Source organism: Streptomyces sp. NPDC002825 (assembly GCF_040295385.1).
In the GTDB taxonomy this organism is placed as follows: domain Bacteria; phylum Actinomycetota; class Actinomycetes; order Streptomycetales; family Streptomycetaceae; genus Streptomyces.
Window position 1 is genome coordinate 76,591 of record NZ_JBEOVH010000036.1, and the last position, 16,183, is coordinate 92,773.

Here is a 16,183-nt window from a genome sequence, read left to right on the forward strand (position 1 = left end):
GGGACCAGGCTAACGGCGGGGTCCGCCGCACATCAGTGGCCGGCGCCCCGCTCCTCCCGGATCAGCCCGACGACACGTGCCGCGGCGGAACGAACGGCCTCCAGCTCGGTCAGGAAGTGCCAGTAGTCGGGATGGCGCCCCTCCAGACCCTCCACGGCCCGGTCGAGACGGGCGACGGCCTCGTCGAGAGGCCGGGCGTGGCGAGGGTCGGGCGTGTTCCGCCCGGCCATGGCGAGCCGCTGGGCGTCCCGTACGGCGAACCGGGTGCGCTCGGTCTCCGCCTTCGGGTCCTTCGCGACGGCGTCCAGGCGGCGCAGCCGGTCCCCGGCGGCCGACACGGCCTCGTCCGTGGAGTCGAGGAGCGCGCGGGCGGTGGAGAGCAGGGAGGTGGCGTCGGGCCAGCGCTGCTCGGCCCGTGCCTTCCCGGCCTCGGCGAGCCGCTCCCCGGCCTGCCGGAGGGTCACGACGGCCTGCTCGGGCACGTGCTGGAGGTCCTGCCAGCAGGCGGCCGAGTAGCGCCGGCGGAGCTCGGAGAGGACGGGCTCGACGCCCCCGGCGCGGGTGGTGAGCGCCTCGGTGCGGGTACGGAGCGACACCAGCCGCTTGTCGATCTCGGCGGCCCGCTCGGGCAGCCGCTCGGCCTCGGCGCGTACGGCCTCGGCGTCCCGCAGCACCCGGTCGGCACGCTGGAGCGTCTCGGCGACGCCGTGCCGTCCGGCGCCCTCGTTGAGCCGCGTCAGCTCGGGCCCGAGCGCGGCGAGGCGCGCGGCGAGGTCGTCGGCGCGCAGCCCACCCTCGCGTACGACATCGAGGGCACCGCTCGCACCCCGCAGCGCCTGCCGGGCCCGCTCCACGGCGGGCGCGAGCCGCGCGAGCTGGGTCTCGGCACGCCCGAGGAGCGGGGCGAGACCCTCCTCGAACCGGTCCAACTCGCCCTTGACGCGATCGAGCTCGTCCTTGGCGCGGCTCAGCTCGGCACGAGCGCGCGCCGCACTACCGGCATCCAACTCATCCCGATCAAGATCATGCGCGTCGACGGCGGAGATGTACGCATGACTCACCTCGTCGATCCGCCGCCCGAGCTCCTCGAACCCGTCGACGGCGCGCCGCGCGTCCGGCGAACTGTCGACGGCGGTGATGGTCTCGATGGAGATGCGGAGCCCGCGCTGGGCGGTGTCGAGCTCGTAGAAGGCGGCAGCGGCGGCGTCCTTGGCGGCCTGCGCCTCGGCCCGCTGGCTCTCGCCGCGCCCGCCGAACCAGCGGCGCGTCCCGCCCCCGGCGAAGGCCTGCGGCAGCAGCGCGCCCACGAGCAGGGGAAGCGCGACAGCCAACCGGAACGCGGACGAAGGCCTGGGCGCCGAAGTACCCCTCACATCACTCGCCGCCACGTACTTCTCCCCGTACTGTGTCCGCCGTGCCCGGTCCGGTTCATTCTCCCACCCGGTAAGGACGAACACACGGCCCGGTCAGTTCACGGTGGCACCAAGCCGTCGCAGCCCGAAAAGGGCGACCCTTGACTCCTGAGAGAGACCCGACGCCCCCGAAACTACGCGCTCACCACCCCGAGTCACGATCAGACAACCCACCGTCCCGGGGGTGGGGCTACGCCCAGCCCCGGCATCCGTTTGCAGCACCCACCCCTGGGCCATGTAGGCTGTTGCCTCTTCCACGGGTGCGTAGCTCAGGGGTAGAGCGCTGCTCTTACAAAGCAGATGTCGGCGGTTCGAAACCGTCCGCGCCCACCAGGGAAAAGGCCCCCGCAGCTCATCGTTGCGGGGGTCTTTGACGGTAGGGGCTGACGGCAGTCTCACTCGGGACGGGGTCGGCGGAGCAGCCGGTTCGTGTGTTCCATCGTTTCCCTCTGGTGATCGTCGGAGACCGGCGTGTACATGATCACGTGGCGGCGATCTGCGCGTGCCCCAGGGTCTCCATCGCGACCGTCGCCGGCACGCTTGCCGCGATGAGGAGCGTGGCGCATCCGTGGCGGCCTTCGGGCAGGGGTGCGGGGGAGGCTCGCCCTTCCGGGATCCGGGAGGGCGAGGGCCTGAGGCTTGGCCGTACGGTCGCCATGTGGACGAAGAACCAGTGATCATCAAACTCACGCGTGACCAGGCATTCGTCCTGTCTGAATGGCTCTACGAAGTCATGATGCAGTCCGACAAGCTGGACGCCATCGTGCCGGACCGAGCGGTCTGGTCGGGGATCTACGCGACCTCCGGAACGTTGGAGACGACTCTGCTGCGGATGTTGTCTCGTGGACGCTATGGGGTCGATCTGGAGGAGTACGCAGCGGACGGGTCGGCGGCGGCCAGGACGGGTGTCGGCCTCGTGGCCTGAGGCCCCTGACGTGGCCCGGGCCGTGGGCCGGCTGTCCAGGTGGCAAAGGGGAGGCGCTGGAGCGTGTACCTGGGCGGGGGGCTTGGTCGCGGGCTCCTTGGCTGAGGCGTGGTCGGCCATCGGCGCTGCTTGGCGGGTCGTGCTTCTTTTGCCGCTCTGTGCGCCCTCGCCCTGCGTCCGTCTTGCGGGCAGCGTGGGTGGGTGTCCGTCGTGGGGAGGGTGGGATGGGTCAGCCGAAGTGCGGGGCTCCTACGCAGAGCGGGGGCCGTTGTCAGAACAAGGCGATCGTCGGAAGTTCGCGGTGCGCCAAGCATCAGGGGCCGTGGTCCGCGTACGGCACGGCGCAGCGGCAGAAGAAGGCCGCCGAGGCGAAGATGCGGAAGCTTCGTAAGAAGCGGTGACGTTCACGGGTGGCCGGGGGCCGAGCTGAGCCTTCGGCGGCCCACTGCCGCCCTTTGGGATGGTCGCGCTGACCCCGTATCCCGTGCGGTGGGGGCCGCCCGCTGGGCGATGTCGTTGGCCAGAAGCCGCCTGCGTCCGGGGGGTTCCTTGTGAGTGAGCCCCCTCTCGTTCGGTGCGAGTTGACGTGGACGCGTCCTTGCCGGTCTACTCGCGGCATGGCTGAGGTGGGGGACGCTCCCGAAGTAGGGGTGCCGGGTGGCGAGATGACGCCGCAGCGGTACCTGGAGACCAGGCTCGCGCAGTACCAGGACTGGTACGACGCCAAGGCGACCCGGATGAAGGCGATGCATCTGCGGATGCGTACCGTCTCCGTCGTCGGGGGTGCCCTCGTGCCCGTGTTCGTCAATCTGGACCTCGGGTTCGCGCGGGTCACCGCCACCGTTCTGAGCGTCGTGGTCGTCGCCGCGGTGTCGCTCGAGAGCGTCTACCGCTATCGCGAGCAGTGGAAGAACTACCGGTCCACCGAGCAGTTGCTCGGGCACGAGCGGGTCTATTTCGAGACCAAGGTGGGGCCGTACCACAACCTGGGCAGGCGTGAGGCGTTCTCCGTTCTCGTCTCCCGCGTCGAGAAGGCCATCGCCAACGAGAACTCCGCCACCCTGAACGTCATGACCCTCGGCGGGCAGGTCAACTCCGATGTTCAGCAGCATGGGGGTGGGGTTCCCGGGGCCCGGGAGGCCACCGAGAGTTCCTGAGCCTGGGGCCCCGGTCTCGGGGCCCTCAGGAGATGTCACCTGGGGTGCCTCGTCAGCACCACTTGTAGTCCACCCGCGTCGAGTTGTACGCGCACGTGTCCGCGGTCGTGCCGTTCGACCTGCGCAGGGTCGCCGTGTCCTTGTCGTTGTTCCAGACGTACGCCGCGCGGTTCTGGTAGATGTTCGCGGCGGTGTTCGTGCCCCGGCCCGTGCGGACCGTCACGATCTTGCCCGCGCCGAGCGGGAAGTTGCCGAAGGTGTACTTGTGGTTGGCCGCGTCCGTCAGCGTCCAGCCCCGCAGGTTGACCGCGGCGGCGGTCGTGTTGCGTATCTGGACGTATTCGGCGTTCAGGCTGCTGTTGGAGCGGTTGTCCGTGCCCGGGCTGTCGTAGTAGATCTTGTACAGGTGGACCGAGCCGGCCGCCTGCGCCTGCGAAGGCAGCAGGAGGATGCCGGAGGCGGCGGCCGCGGTCACGGCCGCGAGCGTGCGTACGCGATGCATGAATGTCCCTCAGTTTCCTTCCGAGCGCCCGCCGATGGGGCCCGGCGAGCCCACAGAATACGCACGCCCTTCACTTCTTCTGCACATGTTCAGGCCAGTTGCCGGCACCTCGGCCTAGACTCTGCGCATGGGCAGCGACCTCTTGCGGATCACCGTCCTCGGCTCCGCCACCCCCTTCCCCCGTCCCGGCAACGCCTGCTCCGGCTACCTCGTCGAGGGCGGCGGCGTCCGCCTGTGGGTGGACGCCGGGACCGGCACCCTCGCCGAGCTCCAGCGGTACGTGTCGCTCGGCGAGGTCGACGCCGTGTGGATCTCCCACCTCCACGCCGACCACAGCGCCGACCTGCTCACCGCCTACTACGCGCTGCTGTACGCCGGACTCGACCTCCCGCTGCCCGTGCCCCTCTTCGGGCCGCCCGGCATCGCCGACCGCCTCGCCGCCTTCCTGACAAACGGGCCCGACCGCAGCCCCGTCGAAAAGGCCTTCGCCGTCGAGGAGTTGTACGACGGGCATGTCGTACGGGTCGGAGGGCTCACCCTTCGGTCCCGCGCCGTCGAGCACGGCGGCCTGCCCGCCTTCGCCCTCCGCGTGGAGGATGAGGGAGGGGCCTCCCTCGTCTACTCCGGCGACTGCGAGCCCTGTCCTCCTCTGGTCGAACTCGCCCTCGGATGCGATCTGTTCGTCTGCGAGGCCGACGGCTTCGTGCCCGGGCACCACTCGGCCCCCCAGGCCGGACGCAGCGCCGCCGACGCCCGCGCCGGCCGTCTCGTCGTGACCCACGTCGGACCGGGCACCGGCCCCGCGGACGCCGTCGCCCTGGCCGCCGCCGAGTTCTCCGGCGACGTCGTCCACGCCGACCCCGGGGCGCGGTTCGAGGTCGTCACTACGCGTCGAAGTCGTACTCCAGGACGTACGACGACGAGTCCAGCGTCATCTCGTTGAGCTCCACCGCCATCCCCGGCCCCGTGAACGCCGTACGTCCGATCAGGACCACCGGCGTCCCGAACTCCAGGGAGAGCCTGTCCGACTCGTCCGCCGTCGGCATCCGGCAGCGGATCTCCTCCCGGAACCGCACCGGGCGGTGCCCCAGCTCCGTCAGCCGCGCGTAGGTGCCGCCGGGACCCGTGTCCGGCTCCGTGATCGGCGTCCCCCGTACCAGCTCCGCCGACAGGTACGAGACCGAGAGCAGCACCGGCTTCGAGTCCAGCACGAAGCGGCGGCTGCGGACGCAGACCGGCGCCCCCGGCGCCAGGTTCAGCGCCCCCGCCACCCGGTCCCCGGCCACCGTCTCGCCCACCTCGATCTGGTCCACGACCAGCTCCCGGTCCTCGACGTCCGCCGACCAGACCGAACGGCCGCTGCCCCACTGCTCCCCGGCCAGGCGCGGGATGCCCCGGCGGCGCAGCGGGCGGAAGGCCCGGACGAAGACGCCGGCGCCCTTGCGCGCCTCCGCGAGCCCTTCCGTACGCAGCACGGAGAGGGCCTGGCGAGCGGTCATACGGGCCACGTCGTAGGTCGACATGAGGTCGTTCTCGCCGGGGAGCCGATCGCCCGGCGCGAAGGCGCCCGACTGGATCGCGGTTCTCAACTCGTCGGCGATGCGCTGGTACTTGGGCCGACGAGCGCTGTCCTGGTCAGTCACGGGTGGACCACTCCCTTCCATTGCGGGACACCCTACGGCGCGCTCCTCGGCCCGGATGCACACCTGTACGCCGTCCCGCCCGGTCGATCCATCCATCGGGGGACATCTCTAGAGATACGTTGACAGGGCGGGGTCGCCGCGCTTCCCTGAGTGTCCCCAGGCTTCAGGATTCGGGACGGAGGGGATGCGTGCAGCCACTGCCCGAGGTCGGTGACCTCGTCCGCGACACCGCCACGGGGCGGGTCGGTTTCTATGTGGAGAGCGTCTCCGGGCGCTTTCTGATCCGCGCCGTCCAGGGCGGCGGCGAGTGGGAGGCCGAGCCCGTCGACGTCCAGCCCGCGACCCCCCTGCACGAGCTCCGGGCCCGCACCGCCGAGATCAACGCACGGAGTCGACGCGGGCTCCGGGGTGGGTGAGGAGTCGGGTGCTTGAGGAGCCGTTCGGGGGTGGGTGACGATCCGGGTGCTGAGCAGCCGCTGGGGGGCGGGTGACGAGCCGGGTGCCTGAGCAGCCCTTCGGGGAGGGTGAGGAGAGTGCGTGGGGAGCGTGTTCGGGGTGGGGGAGGGGTGTTTCGGGGTGGGTGACGAGCGGGTCCGGGCGGTTGTCAGTGGGGCGCGCCACACTGGAGACATGTGCCGCAGCATCAAGACGCTCCGCCCGCCCGCCCTGCCCGAGGAGGCGACCGAGGACGACATCCGCGCCGCCGCCCTGCAGTACGTCCGCAAGGTCTCCGGCTTCCGCGCCCCCGCCGCCCACAACCGCGAGGTCTTCGACCGCGCCGTGGACGAGATCGCCGACGCCACCGCGAGACTCCTCGCCGACCTGGAGGTACGCGGCCACCACCCGGCCGCCGCCAGGCCGCGAGAGCCCGAGCCCGTGGCGGCCCGGGCGCGGTAGCCGGGGGTACGGCCGCGGGCGGGTCGGCCTTCCGCGTGGTCGGGGCGCGTGCCGCGGTCCGGCGTGGTCAGGGCTTGAGGGGCGCCGGCCGCTGTCTTCGGCGTGCCCGAGGCTCGGGCCGCCCCGTCAGGACGCCGGTGCCGGCGACGCGGCAGGGCGGCGGATGACGTACGCGGCGAGGCCGCCCGCCAGGAACAGCGCCAGGGTCGACACCCCCGCGCTGAACCAGGTCGCGCCCAGCCACTGGCCGCCCAGCCAGCCGAGACCCACGCTGTACGACGCCCACGTCACGCCCGCCAGCGCCGACCACGGCAGGAACTCCTCGACCCGGCGCTTCGCCGCGCCCGCGCCCAGCGAGACCACCGAGCGGCCGGCCGGGGCGAACCGCGCGAGTACGACGAGCAGTCCGCCGCCCCGCGCGAGCGCGGTGCCGAGACGTTCCTGCGCCAGGGACAGGCGGCGTGAACGGCCGATCGCCCGGTCCAGCCTGGCCCCGCCCCGCAGTGCCACGCGGTACGCGAGGAAGTCGCCGAGCGTCGAGGCGCTCGCCGCGCAGAGGAACAGGGGGAGCAGCGACGGTACGCCCGTGGAGGCCCCGGTGGCCGTCGCCGCCGCCGTGGCGGCCGTGATCACCAGGAAGCCGCTCGGCAGCACGGGCAGGAAGACGTCGAGCAGGATCGACGTCGCCACCACCGGATAGATCCATGGACCGGCGGTGAGCGACCGCAGCGAGCCCAGGCTGTCGAGCAGATTCACAGGGCCAGAGCCTACGCGGGGGCGGGCCGCCCGCTGCCGGTGGGTGCGGGACGCGGCGCGGGGGAGGAGGTCGGTGGCAGGTCGCGGCGCCCGCGCCGGGCCTTGGTGCCCGTGGCGCCGGCCGTGACTTCCGTGGCCGGCTGGCCGGCTGTCCTGTCCTGTCCTGTCCCGCCCTGTCCTGTCCTGTCCTGCCCTGCCCTGTCCTGCCCTGCCCTGCCGTGATCCCCGCGCCAGAAGGGCCGGAATCCGTGCTGCGGATTCCGGCCCCTTCCGGTAGTCGCTCGTGCGTCAGGCCGCGACCGGCGTTCCCCGCTCCTCGCGGGACTTCGCGTCCGTCGCCTTGCCGGCGCCGAAGAGCCGGTCCAGGGCCAGCGCGCCCGGGCCCGTGAAGACGAGGAGCGCGAAAGCCCAGCAGAACATGGCCGCGCCCTCGCCGCCGTTCTGGAGCGGGAAGAGCGACTCCGGCTGGTGCACCTTGAAGTACGCGTACGCCATCGAGCCCGAGGCGAGGAAGGCGGCGCTGCGGGTGCCGAGTCCGGCCAGGACCAGGATGCCGGCGCCGAGCTGGATGACGGCCGCGTACCAGCCCGGCCAGGTCCCGGCGGGCACCGCGGTGCCGCCGAGGAGGCCGAAGAGCGAGGAGGCGCCGTGGCAGGCGAAGAGGAGGCCGACGACTATGCGGAAGAGACCGAGCGCGTAGGGCTGCGCCTGGTTCAGGCGGGCCGTGAGGCTCGTGGGGGTGGTGCTCGTGGTGGTCGGGGTCGTGCTCTGGGTGGTCATGGGGGTGGGACTCCTTCGGTCCGGCCCCGTCCGTGGGGAACGGGGCGCGGGGGGACGGAAACCGATGAGGCCGTAAGGTTAGGCACCCCTCACTAGTGCTTGCAAGTTCAACATTCGGTCATCGGGGAGTGTGTGGCGCGGCTCACTCCCCGACGACCGTCGCTGACATGAGCTCAGCGGCGCCTGGTTCAGCAGCCGTTGAGGACGGACTGGAGGGCGCTCTTCTCGGCGGAGTCGACGCTGAGGTTCCAGTAGTACTTCACCTGCACCCAGGCCCGGACGTACGTGCAGCGGTACGACGTCACCGGGGGCAGCCAGGTCGCCGGGTCCTGGTCGCCCTTGGCCTGGTTGACGTTGTCGGTGACGGCTATGAGCTGCGGCCGCGTGAGGTCGTTCGCGAAGGCCTGGCGATGTGCGGTGGTCCAGGAGTTCGCGCCCGAGCGCCAGGCCTCGGCGAGCGGGACCATGTGGTCGATGTCGAGGTCCGACGCGAGGGTCCAGGTGGCCCCGTCGTACTCGGAGTACCAGCTGCCGCTGATCGCGGCGCAGTTGGAGTCGGTGACGACGTTCACGCCGTCGCGCTTGAGGACCGTCTCGCGCGTGTTGCAGGTGCCGGACTGGGTGATCCAGTGCGGGAACAGGTCCCTGCTGTAACCCGTGGTGGAACCTTCCGCCTTGACCGTGAGGGCGGCGAGGTAGGTACGGGCGGTCGCGGCGCTGACCGGGGTGGGCATCGCGGCCTGAGCCGCCGGGGCGGTGGCGAGGAGGCCGGTGACGGTGAGGGCGGCGGAGGTGGCGAGTACGGCGAGTCGACGCGCGTAGATCGTGCCGGTGGGCATGCGAACTCCCTTGAGGTGGGGGGACTTGGCTGCTGCTGTCCCCGCGGGGTGCCGGGCGGTGGACCCGGTCATCGTGGCGGCGCGAGGTTTCGGTGGGGGGTGCGCCAGGTAACAGGGTGGCGACATGGACACGTCACATCAAGGGGTGTGACGTGTCCTGATGGAGTGCCAGATTCCGCCCGCGGTCGGGGAGTCGGGGCTGCCTGGGGGTGGGGAGCCGCGGAAAGCCGGCTCGCGCGCCGCCGTAAACGGCTCGCGCGCGGCCGGTAGCTCCGGTCGCGCGCGCGTCGAGAGGAAAGGGGAGGTTACGCCAGGACGGTCAGCGTGATCGTGCCGCCCGCCGCCGGCTCCACCCGCAGGTGCGTGAGGTCGGCGACGTGCACGTCCGGTGTGAAGGCCGCCGCGCGCGGGCCCACGCCCACGACGCGCATGCCGGCCGCGCGGCCCGCCTGGATGCCCGCCTCGGAGTCCTCGAAGACCACGCACTCCGCCGGCTCGAAGCCCAGCGCCGCCGCGCCCTTGAGGAAGCCCTCCGGGTCCGGCTTGCTGGCGCCGACCATCTCGGCCGTGACCCGGACCTCCGGCATCCGGAGCGCCGCCGCGCCCATCCGGGCCTGGGCCAGCGCCTCGTCCGCCGAGGTCACCAGGGCGTGCGGCAGGTCCGCGATCGCGGCCATGAAGGCAGGGGCGCCGGCGACGGGGACGACCCCGTCCAGGTCGGCGGTCTCCTCGGCCAGCATCACCCGGTTGTCCGCGTGGTTCTCCGCCATCGGGCGGTCCGGGAGGAGGATCGCCATCGTCGCGAAGCCCTGGCGGCCGTGGACCACCTTGAGCACCTCGTCCGCGTCGAGACCCTGGCGGTCCGCCCAGCGGCGCCAGCAGCGCTCGACGACGGCGTCCGAGTTCACGAGCGTGCCGTCCATGTCGAGGAGCAGGGCGCGGGTGGTCAGCGTTGCCGGGGTGGTGGCGGCCATCGGGTCTCCAGAAGGGGTGGCACGGAGAACGAAGCGGTCCCGCCCACCGGTCAGGGAGTGCGGGCGGGGCCACTTTGTTCTTCTACGATACAAAATCCGGGGCCGTCTTGGCCAACCGGTCCGCGCTACGGAATCCCGCGGCCCGCCGCCCAGCCGTCGTACGGGGGTCTAGAGCCAGGTGCTCCGCTCCAGGGCCTCGCGCGTGTGAGGGCCGTACACGCCCTTCGGGTCGCCCTGGATGTACATCCAGGACTGGTAGTTCTTCACCGCGCGCCACACCTCCTGGTCGTACTCCCCGTCCACGTCGCCGTGGTACGCCCCCGCGAGCGTCAGCCGCGCCTGGAGCTCGACGACCTCGTCGCCCGAGGAGCCGAGGCTCAGCGTGGCCGCCGCGTCCTCGGTCGGCCGGGGCGCCCGTGAGGACGGCGCGGCCGTCGTCGGCGCCACGGTCGTCGGCGCCGCGGAGGGGGTGGCGGCCGGCGGGGCCGACGCGCTCGCGGCGGTACGGCTCGGGGACGGGGTCGGCGACGCGGACGTCCGGTCCGGGGTCGGGGAGGACGTGGTCGGCTCCGGCGTCTCCGAGGACGGGGACGGGGCCTCCGACACGGCGACGTTCAGGGACGCGCTCGTGGTCACGTCGGGCACGGCCGCCCGGTCGTCGGTCTCGTTCGCGCCGCCGAGGACGGCCGCCGCCAGGGCCGCGGTGCCCGCCACGGCGACGGCGGCCACCGCCGCGACCACGACGCCGCGCTTGCGGCCGCGCCCCCGCTCCCGCTCGTGCGCGGGCGGTACGTCGCCGACGCCGCGCAGCAGCAGCGGCATGGTCTCGGAGGGGTCACCCGCGGGTGCGCCGGGGTGGAGGTGCTCGGGGTACGCGTCCGGGCCGGGGCCGGAGGGGTACGTCTCCGTGCCGGGACCTGAGGGGTAGGTCGGCCCGGAGTCGCCGGGGTGGGTGCCGGGGTGCGCGGCCGGTGCCGGCGCCGTGAGCGCGCTCTCCGGGCGGATCGCCGACAGCTGCGCGGTCGGCGGGTCATCCGTGGAGTACGCGGGTACGTGCGCGGTCGGCGGGTCATCCGTGGAGTACGCGGGTACGTGCGCGGTCGGCGGGTCATCCGTGGAGTACGCGGGTACGTGCGCGGTCGCCGCGCCATCCGTGGAGTACGCGGGTACGTGCGCGGTCTCCGCACCATCCGACAAGTACGCCGGTACGTGCGCGGTCGCCGCGCCCCCCGTCGAGTACGTCGGCAGAAGCGCGGTCTGCTGCCCGTCCGGCCCCGCCGCAGCAGCGTCCCCCGCACCGGCGCCCGACGAACCGGGGCCCGACATGCCGGGGCCCGACATGCCGGCGCCCGACGAACCGGCGCCCGACGCGCCGCCGTCCGCCGCGCCCACGGCCGTCACGCCGACGCCCGTAACGCCCACGCCCCCCGCGCCCGCCCCCGCTCCCGCCTCGTACGGACCCGCCGGGCCCTCCGAGGCGTCCAGGGTCACGTACGGCCTGATCCGCAGCGGGTCGAAGTCCTCGGCCGCCGCCATCTCCGCCGCCCGGGCGCAGGCGCAGCCAGGTCTGTGTACACCGCATTCAGGACAGACGTGTCCGGTCATGATGGGTCCCCTCCCCGATACCACTGCGAGCGATTATGCAGGCCGCACCTGTACGGCGGGCGAACGACTGTGCCCTTCCGCAGGCCATAACGGGACATTCCGATCAGGATGGAGGGGCCCGCGCAGGACGGAGACCTGCACGGGCACCGACACGCAGACGGAGACCCCATGGCTCAGGACACGCACCCGTCCCAGCTCGGTGACGCCCCCGCCCCCGTGCCCGGCGAGGGCCAGAGCCACCGCACCGTCCTCGTCGCGATCGGCGCACTGCTGCTCGGCATGCTGCTCGCCGCCCTCGACCAGACCATCGTCTCCACCGCCCTGCCGACCATCGTCAGCGAGCTCGGCGGCATGGAACACCTCTCCTGGGTGGTCACCGCCTACCTGCTCGCGTCCACGGCCGGAACCCCCCTCTGGGGCAAGCTCGGCGACCAGTACGGGCGCAAGAAGCTCTTCCAGGGCGCCATCGTCGTCTTCCTCGTCGGCTCCGCCCTCTGCGGCATCGCCCAGAACATGCCGCAGCTCATCGCCTTCCGCGCGGTCCAGGGCCTCGGCGGCGGCGGTCTCATCGTCCTGGCCATGGCGATCGTCGGCGACCTCGTCCCGCCCCGGGAGCGCGGCAGGTACCAGGGCCTCTTCGGGGCCGTCTTCGGCGCCACCAGCGTCCTCGGCCCCCTGCTCGGCGGGCTCTTCACCCAGCATCTCTCCTGGCGCTGGGTCTTCTACGTCAACCTCCCCATCGGGATCGTCGCCCTCTTCGTCATCGCTGCCGTCCTGCACATCCCGGTCCGCTCCACCCGGCACACGATCGACTACCTCGGGACCTTCCTCATCGCCTCGGTCGCCACCTGCCTGGTCCTGGTGACCTCGCTCGGCGGCACCACCTGGGCGTGGGGATCGCCACAGATCATCGGACTCGCGGTCCTCGGAGCCGTACTCCTCGTCTGGTTCGTGTACGTGGAGCAGCGGGCCGCCGAACCCGTGCTGCCGCTCAAGCTGTTCCGGATCCGGACCTTCAGCCTCGTCTCCGTCATCAGCTTCGTCGTCGGCTTCGCCATGTTCGGCGCGATGACCTATCTGCCGGCCTTCCTCCAGGTGGTCCAGGGCGTCACCCCGACCATGTCCGGCGTCCACATGCTGCCCATGGTCCTCGGCATCTTCATCGCCTCGACCGGCTCCGGCCAGATCGTCTCGCGCACCGGCCGCTGGAAGGTCTTCCCCATCGCCGGCACCGCCCTCACCGGGATCGGTCTGCTCCTCCTCCACAGGCTGACGGAGACCAGCTCGACCTGGACGATGAGCGTCTGCTTCTTCGTCTTCGGCGCCGGGCTCGGCCTCGTCATGCAGGTCCTCGTCCTGGTCGTGCAGAACGCCGTCTCGTACGAGGACCTCGGCGTCGCCACCTCCGGAGCCACCTTCTTCCGCTCCATCGGCGCCTCCTTCGGCGTCGCCGTCTTCGGCACGATCTTCACCAACCGGCTCACGAGCGCGCTCGACGACGTGTTCGCGAGCGCGGCTACGGAGCTCCCGCCCGGCACCGGCCCCGACCAGGTCGCCGCAGACCCGCGCGCCCTCGCCCAGCTACCGCCCGAGCTCCAGCCCTCCGTCCTGCACGCCTACGCCACGTCCATCACGGACGTCTTCCTGTACGCGGCGCCGGTCGTCCTCGTCGCCTTCGTCATCTCCTGGTTCCTGAAGGAGGACAAGCTGCGTGCCTCGGTCACCGCGCCCGACACCGGCCAGACGCCCGCCCCGAACCCGGTCGGGCGCTCCTCGCACGACGAGTGCGCCCGCGCCCTGTCCGTCCTCGGCTCCCGGGAGGGCCGCAAGGCGGTCTACGTGAAGATCACCGCCCGCGCGGGGCTCGACCTGATGCCGGCCGCGAGCTGGCTGCTGCTGCGCCTCCGCCGCCACGGGACCGTCGAACCCTCCTGGCTGGCCGAGACCACCCCCGTACCCCTGCGGGTGATCACGGAGGCGTCCCGGCAGGTGGAGGAGCGGCGCCTGGTGGACCGGGAGGGCGTCCAGCTGACCCTCACCGAGGAGGGCGTACGGGCGGCGACGGTACTGGCCGAGGCCCGGGAGGAGTCGCTCGCCGAACTCCTCGGCGACTGGTGGGGACCGGACCGGCCCACCGACCTCGTGCAGCTGGTGGAGGAGCTGACGGCCGAACTGTGCGGCTCGGACGGGGAGAGGCCCGACACGCCGGAACCGCCCGGCGACCAGCACCCCTGAGTCCGGAGAGGCCCGACACGCCGGAACCGCCCGGCGACCAGCACCCCTGAGTCCGGAGAGGCCCGACACGCCGGAACCGCCCGGCGACCAGCGCCCCTGAGTCCGGAGAGGCCCGACACGCCGGAACCGCCCGGCGACCACCACCCCTGAGTCCGGAGCGGCCGCGCACGCCGGAACCGCCCGGCGACCACCGCCCCTGAGTCCGGAGCGGCCCGACACGCCGGAACCGCCCGGCGACCACCGCCCCTGAGTCCGGAGCGGTCCCGCGCACCCGAAGCGCCCCGCGACCATCAGGCCTGAACCCGCCCGGGCTCAGAGCTCCTTGCCGTACCAGATGTCCATGTAGGGGCCCGTGCAGTACGCGGGGATCTCCACGTACCCGTGACGCGTGTACAGCGCCCGCGCCTCGACCAGATCGAGGCGCGTGTTGAGGACCATCCGGCGCGCGCCGAGAGCCCGCGCCTCGTCCTCCAGGGTCCGCAGCAGGCCGCTCGCGCCGCCCGCGCCACGGAAGGCGTGCCGCAGGAACACCCGGGTCAGCTCGGCGCGTTCGCCGTCCAGCATCAGGACACCGCCGCAGCCGGCCGGCTTCCCCTCGAACCGGGCCACGAGGAACTGCCCGGTCGGCGGCGTCAGCTTCTCGACGCCGTCGTTCGTCAGGCCCTCGTCTATCTCGGCCTCGGTCGCGGGCCGCTTCCAGTAACGGCTGGCGACATCGTCGTAGTAGTCGCGCCGCAGCGAGGTCGCGTCCGGGGTGTCGACACGCTCAGGAGAGAAAGTCCAGGTCATGCGGGCCATTCTGCGGCCCGCACGACCACGCGCGCGGCCGAATTACTTCGGCGAGGCCTGCTGGACGACCTCGAACGACCACAGGGTGGAGCCGGAAGCGGCCGGCTTCGGCCGCTCACCACCCTCGCCACCGCCCTGGTGGGCGGCCTGCATGGAACCGCTCATCCACTTCTGGAAGTCCTCTTCGCTGCGCCAGCGGGTGTACACCAGGTACTGGTCGGTGCCCTCCACCGGACGCAGCAGCTCGAACCACTCGAAGCCGTCGGACCCCTCCACGGCCCCGGCCCGGGAGGCGAACCGCTGCTCCAGAACCTCACGCTGCTCGGCCGGCACGGTCAGGACGTTGATCTTCACGATGCTCATGGAAGGCAGGATATGACCCACGGCTCCGGCACACCCGAAGCGGATGCGACGGCAGATGCGGGGGCCGACGCGGCGGCGGAGGCGATACGGGCTCTGGCCGCGCGTTGGCTGTCCCGGCTCGGGGACGGTGACTTCGTCGTGTCGCCCGTCGGGTTGTGGCTGGCGCTCGGGGTCGTGGCCTCCGGGGCGCGGGGGCGGACCGGGGAGGAGCTGCGGGGGCTGGTCGGGGTCGAGGGGGAGGCGGCCGGCCAGGCCGTGACGCTTGTCGGGCGGCGGGTCGCGGAAGCCGACGGGGTCGCCGTGGCCACCGGGGTGTGGAGCGCGCTGCCGATCCTCCAGGCGTTTCGGCGGGGAGTGCCGGGGGTGCGGTTCGGGGTGCTGCCCTGGGCGGTCCTGTTCGCGCTGCCCGACGAGGTGTTCGGGGCCACGGACGACATGACCCTGGGGGAACTCCCGGACCTCCAGGGGGAGCTCGACGCGTGGGTGCGGCGGGCCACGGGCGGGCGGATCCCGCGGCTGCCGCTCGACCTCGACGGCTCCGAGGACCTGGTGCTGCTCAACGCCCTAGCGCTCCGCACCTCCTGGCTGTCCGCCTTCCCCGGGCACCTCACCCGCGACCTGCCCTTCACCGACGGGTACGGCGACACCCGGCCCGTGCCCACCATGCGCAAGCGGATCCCGGCCGCCTGGGTCTGGTACGTGGGCCGGCACACGGTCGTCGAGCTGCCCTGCCAGGACGGGCCGCGCGTGCGGTTCGTGCTCGGCGCCGAGGGCGCCGGGCCCGCCGACGTGCTGCCCGCCGCCTGGGCCGGGCCCGCGGCGCGACGGCCGCTCGCCGCCGACTCGGCCGACCTCACCCTGCCGCGGTTCACGCTCCGTACGACGATCGACGCACGGGAGCACCTGGCCGCGCTCGGCATCGGTTCCGCGCTGCGGCCCGGCGCCGACTTCTCGGGGATCTCCGCCGCCGACCTGTACGTCGCCCGGGTCGCCCAGTCGGCGGTCGTCGACGTCACCGAGCAGGGCGTCGAGGCCGCCGCCGTCACCCAGGTCTCGATGACCCGCGGCGCGCCCGCGCCCCGGCACGAGGCGGTGGAGCGGATCGCCTTCGACCGGCCGTTCGGGGTCGTGGTGCTCGACGGCTCGGGTGAGCTGCCGCTCTTCACCGGCTGGCGGTCCAGTGCCCCGCTCGACGGTTCCGCTAGCCCCGGCTAGTGCTCTGACCGCATAGGTTCGCCGGGTTGGTGGTCGTGGCGGTTGGATGTGCGGTGACGTCCGATCCGACTGCTGGAGGTGCGGTGGCCGA

General features: G+C 72.6%; 17 protein-coding genes and 1 tRNA gene. 8 read left to right on the top strand and 10 right to left on the bottom strand.

All coding sequences use genetic code 11. The features are described 5' to 3' along the window. Positions 1-32: 32 nt before the first annotated feature. Positions 33-1,331, bottom strand: coding sequence for a hypothetical protein (locus ABT041_RS33475; protein ID WP_351191610.1), 1,299 nt, complete (start codon positions 1,329-1,331; stop codon positions 33-35). A 339-nt stretch (positions 1,332-1,670) separates the two neighbouring features. On the opposite strand from ABT041_RS33475, the gene ABT041_RS33480 reads away from it, so the two are divergent. The 3 genes from ABT041_RS33480 to ABT041_RS33490 all read left to right on the top strand — a co-directional run bounded on the left by ABT041_RS33480 (position 1,671) and on the right by ABT041_RS33490 (position 3,494). Continuing rightward, a tRNA-Val gene (locus tag ABT041_RS33480) sits at positions 1,671-1,745 on the top strand. A 325-nt stretch (positions 1,746-2,070) separates the two neighbouring features. Next, positions 2,071-2,337, top strand: coding sequence for a hypothetical protein (locus tag ABT041_RS33485; RefSeq protein ID WP_351191612.1), 267 nt, complete (start codon positions 2,071-2,073; stop codon positions 2,335-2,337). A gap of 617 nt (positions 2,338-2,954) precedes the next feature. Continuing rightward, a complete protein-coding gene (locus ABT041_RS33490) occupies positions 2,955-3,494 on the top strand; it encodes a DUF4231 domain-containing protein (RefSeq protein ID WP_351191614.1) in 540 nt (179 codons plus the stop codon). Positions 3,495-3,546: 52 nt separating this feature from the next. On the opposite strand, the gene ABT041_RS33495 is transcribed toward ABT041_RS33490, so the two are convergent. After that, the gene (locus ABT041_RS33495) at positions 3,547-3,996 is read right to left on the bottom strand and encodes a lamin tail domain-containing protein (protein WP_351191616.1); all 450 of its coding nucleotides are present in this window, start codon (positions 3,994-3,996) and stop codon (positions 3,547-3,549) included. A gap of 127 nt (positions 3,997-4,123) precedes the next feature. On the opposite strand from ABT041_RS33495, the gene ABT041_RS33500 reads away from it, so the two are divergent. Next, entirely contained in the window at positions 4,124-4,939 is an 816-nt protein-coding gene (locus ABT041_RS33500; protein ID WP_351191618.1) for an MBL fold metallo-hydrolase, read from the top strand. Here the strand turns inward: ABT041_RS33500 and ABT041_RS33505 are convergent. After that, complete coding sequence (locus tag ABT041_RS33505; RefSeq protein WP_351191620.1) at positions 4,881-5,639, bottom strand: GntR family transcriptional regulator; 759 nt, start codon at positions 5,637-5,639, stop codon at positions 4,881-4,883. The two genes, ABT041_RS33500 and ABT041_RS33505, sit on opposite strands and share 59 nt — an antisense overlap. Positions 5,640-5,827: 188 nt before the next feature. Between ABT041_RS33505 and ABT041_RS33510 the strand changes: the two genes are divergently transcribed. Continuing rightward, positions 5,828-6,055: a hypothetical protein gene (locus ABT041_RS33510; protein WP_351191622.1), complete on the top strand. Its 228-nt coding sequence runs from the start codon at positions 5,828-5,830 to the stop codon at positions 6,053-6,055. A 214-nt stretch (positions 6,056-6,269) separates the two neighbouring features. Further along, on the top strand, positions 6,270-6,536 hold the full coding sequence (locus ABT041_RS33515; protein ID WP_351191624.1) for a DUF2277 domain-containing protein: 267 nt from the start codon (positions 6,270-6,272) through the stop codon (positions 6,534-6,536). Between the two features lie 126 nt (positions 6,537-6,662). On the opposite strand, the gene ABT041_RS33520 is transcribed toward ABT041_RS33515, so the two are convergent. The 5 genes from ABT041_RS33520 to ABT041_RS33540 all read right to left on the bottom strand — a co-directional run bounded on the left by ABT041_RS33520 (position 6,663) and on the right by ABT041_RS33540 (position 11,490). Next, the gene (locus ABT041_RS33520) at positions 6,663-7,292 is read right to left on the bottom strand and encodes a DedA family protein (protein ID WP_502976651.1); all 630 of its coding nucleotides are present in this window, start codon (positions 7,290-7,292) and stop codon (positions 6,663-6,665) included. A gap of 288 nt (positions 7,293-7,580) precedes the next feature. Continuing rightward, complete coding sequence (locus tag ABT041_RS33525; RefSeq protein WP_351191626.1) at positions 7,581-8,072, bottom strand: DoxX family protein; 492 nt, start codon at positions 8,070-8,072, stop codon at positions 7,581-7,583. A 188-nt stretch (positions 8,073-8,260) separates the two neighbouring features. Then, positions 8,261-8,911, bottom strand: coding sequence for an HNH endonuclease family protein (locus tag ABT041_RS33530; RefSeq protein ID WP_351191628.1), 651 nt, complete (start codon positions 8,909-8,911; stop codon positions 8,261-8,263). A 305-nt stretch (positions 8,912-9,216) separates the two neighbouring features. Further along, positions 9,217-9,885: an HAD-IA family hydrolase gene (locus tag ABT041_RS33535; RefSeq protein WP_351191630.1), complete on the bottom strand. Its 669-nt coding sequence runs from the start codon at positions 9,883-9,885 to the stop codon at positions 9,217-9,219. A 168-nt stretch (positions 9,886-10,053) separates the two neighbouring features. After that, positions 10,054-11,490, bottom strand: a complete 1,437-nt coding sequence (locus ABT041_RS33540; RefSeq protein WP_351191632.1) for a peptidoglycan-binding domain-containing protein — start codon at positions 11,488-11,490, stop codon at positions 10,054-10,056. Between the two features lie 168 nt (positions 11,491-11,658). On the opposite strand from ABT041_RS33540, the gene ABT041_RS33545 reads away from it, so the two are divergent. Next, on the top strand, positions 11,659-13,725 hold the full coding sequence (locus ABT041_RS33545) for an MDR family MFS transporter (RefSeq protein WP_351191634.1): 2,067 nt from the start codon (positions 11,659-11,661) through the stop codon (positions 13,723-13,725). Between the two features lie 312 nt (positions 13,726-14,037). On the opposite strand, the gene ABT041_RS33550 is transcribed toward ABT041_RS33545, so the two are convergent. Both ABT041_RS33550 and ABT041_RS33555 read right to left on the bottom strand, forming a co-directional pair. Further along, on the bottom strand, positions 14,038-14,523 hold the full coding sequence (locus ABT041_RS33550) for a GNAT family N-acetyltransferase (protein ID WP_502976652.1): 486 nt from the start codon (positions 14,521-14,523) through the stop codon (positions 14,038-14,040). A gap of 33 nt (positions 14,524-14,556) precedes the next feature. Beyond that, complete coding sequence (locus ABT041_RS33555; RefSeq protein ID WP_351191638.1) at positions 14,557-14,877, bottom strand: antibiotic biosynthesis monooxygenase family protein; 321 nt, start codon at positions 14,875-14,877, stop codon at positions 14,557-14,559. Positions 14,878-14,889: 12 nt separating this feature from the next. On the opposite strand from ABT041_RS33555, the gene ABT041_RS33560 reads away from it, so the two are divergent. Beyond that, positions 14,890-16,092, top strand: coding sequence for a serpin family protein (locus tag ABT041_RS33560; RefSeq protein WP_351191640.1), 1,203 nt, complete (start codon positions 14,890-14,892; stop codon positions 16,090-16,092). Positions 16,093-16,183 lie beyond the last annotated feature (91 nt).

Bases quoted from the DNA above. Each gene is read 5' to 3' on its own strand.
- ABT041_RS33490 (WP_351191614.1), top strand. From the start codon at position 2,955: ATGGCTGAGGTGGGGGACGCTCCCGAAGTAGGGGTGCCGGGTGGCGAG.
- ABT041_RS33495 (WP_351191616.1), bottom strand. From the start codon at position 3,996: ATGCATCGCGTACGCACGCTCGCGGCCGTGACCGCGGCCGCCGCCTCC.
- ABT041_RS33500 (WP_351191618.1), top strand. From the start codon at position 4,124: ATGGGCAGCGACCTCTTGCGGATCACCGTCCTCGGCTCCGCCACCCCC.
- ABT041_RS33515 (WP_351191624.1), top strand. From the start codon at position 6,270: ATGTGCCGCAGCATCAAGACGCTCCGCCCGCCCGCCCTGCCCGAGGAG.
- ABT041_RS33525 (WP_351191626.1), bottom strand. From the start codon at position 8,072: ATGACCACCCAGAGCACGACCCCGACCACCACGAGCACCACCCCCACG.
- ABT041_RS33530 (WP_351191628.1), bottom strand. From the start codon at position 8,911: ATGCCCACCGGCACGATCTACGCGCGTCGACTCGCCGTACTCGCCACC.
- ABT041_RS33535 (WP_351191630.1), bottom strand. From the start codon at position 9,885: ATGGCCGCCACCACCCCGGCAACGCTGACCACCCGCGCCCTGCTCCTC.
- ABT041_RS33540 (WP_351191632.1), bottom strand. From the start codon at position 11,490: ATGACCGGACACGTCTGTCCTGAATGCGGTGTACACAGACCTGGCTGC.
- ABT041_RS33545 (WP_351191634.1), top strand. From the start codon at position 11,659: ATGGCTCAGGACACGCACCCGTCCCAGCTCGGTGACGCCCCCGCCCCC.
- ABT041_RS33550 (WP_502976652.1), bottom strand. From the start codon at position 14,523: ATGGCCCGCATGACCTGGACTTTCTCTCCTGAGCGTGTCGACACCCCG.
- ABT041_RS33555 (WP_351191638.1), bottom strand. From the start codon at position 14,877: ATGAGCATCGTGAAGATCAACGTCCTGACCGTGCCGGCCGAGCAGCGT.
- ABT041_RS33560 (WP_351191640.1), top strand. From the start codon at position 14,890: ATGACCCACGGCTCCGGCACACCCGAAGCGGATGCGACGGCAGATGCG.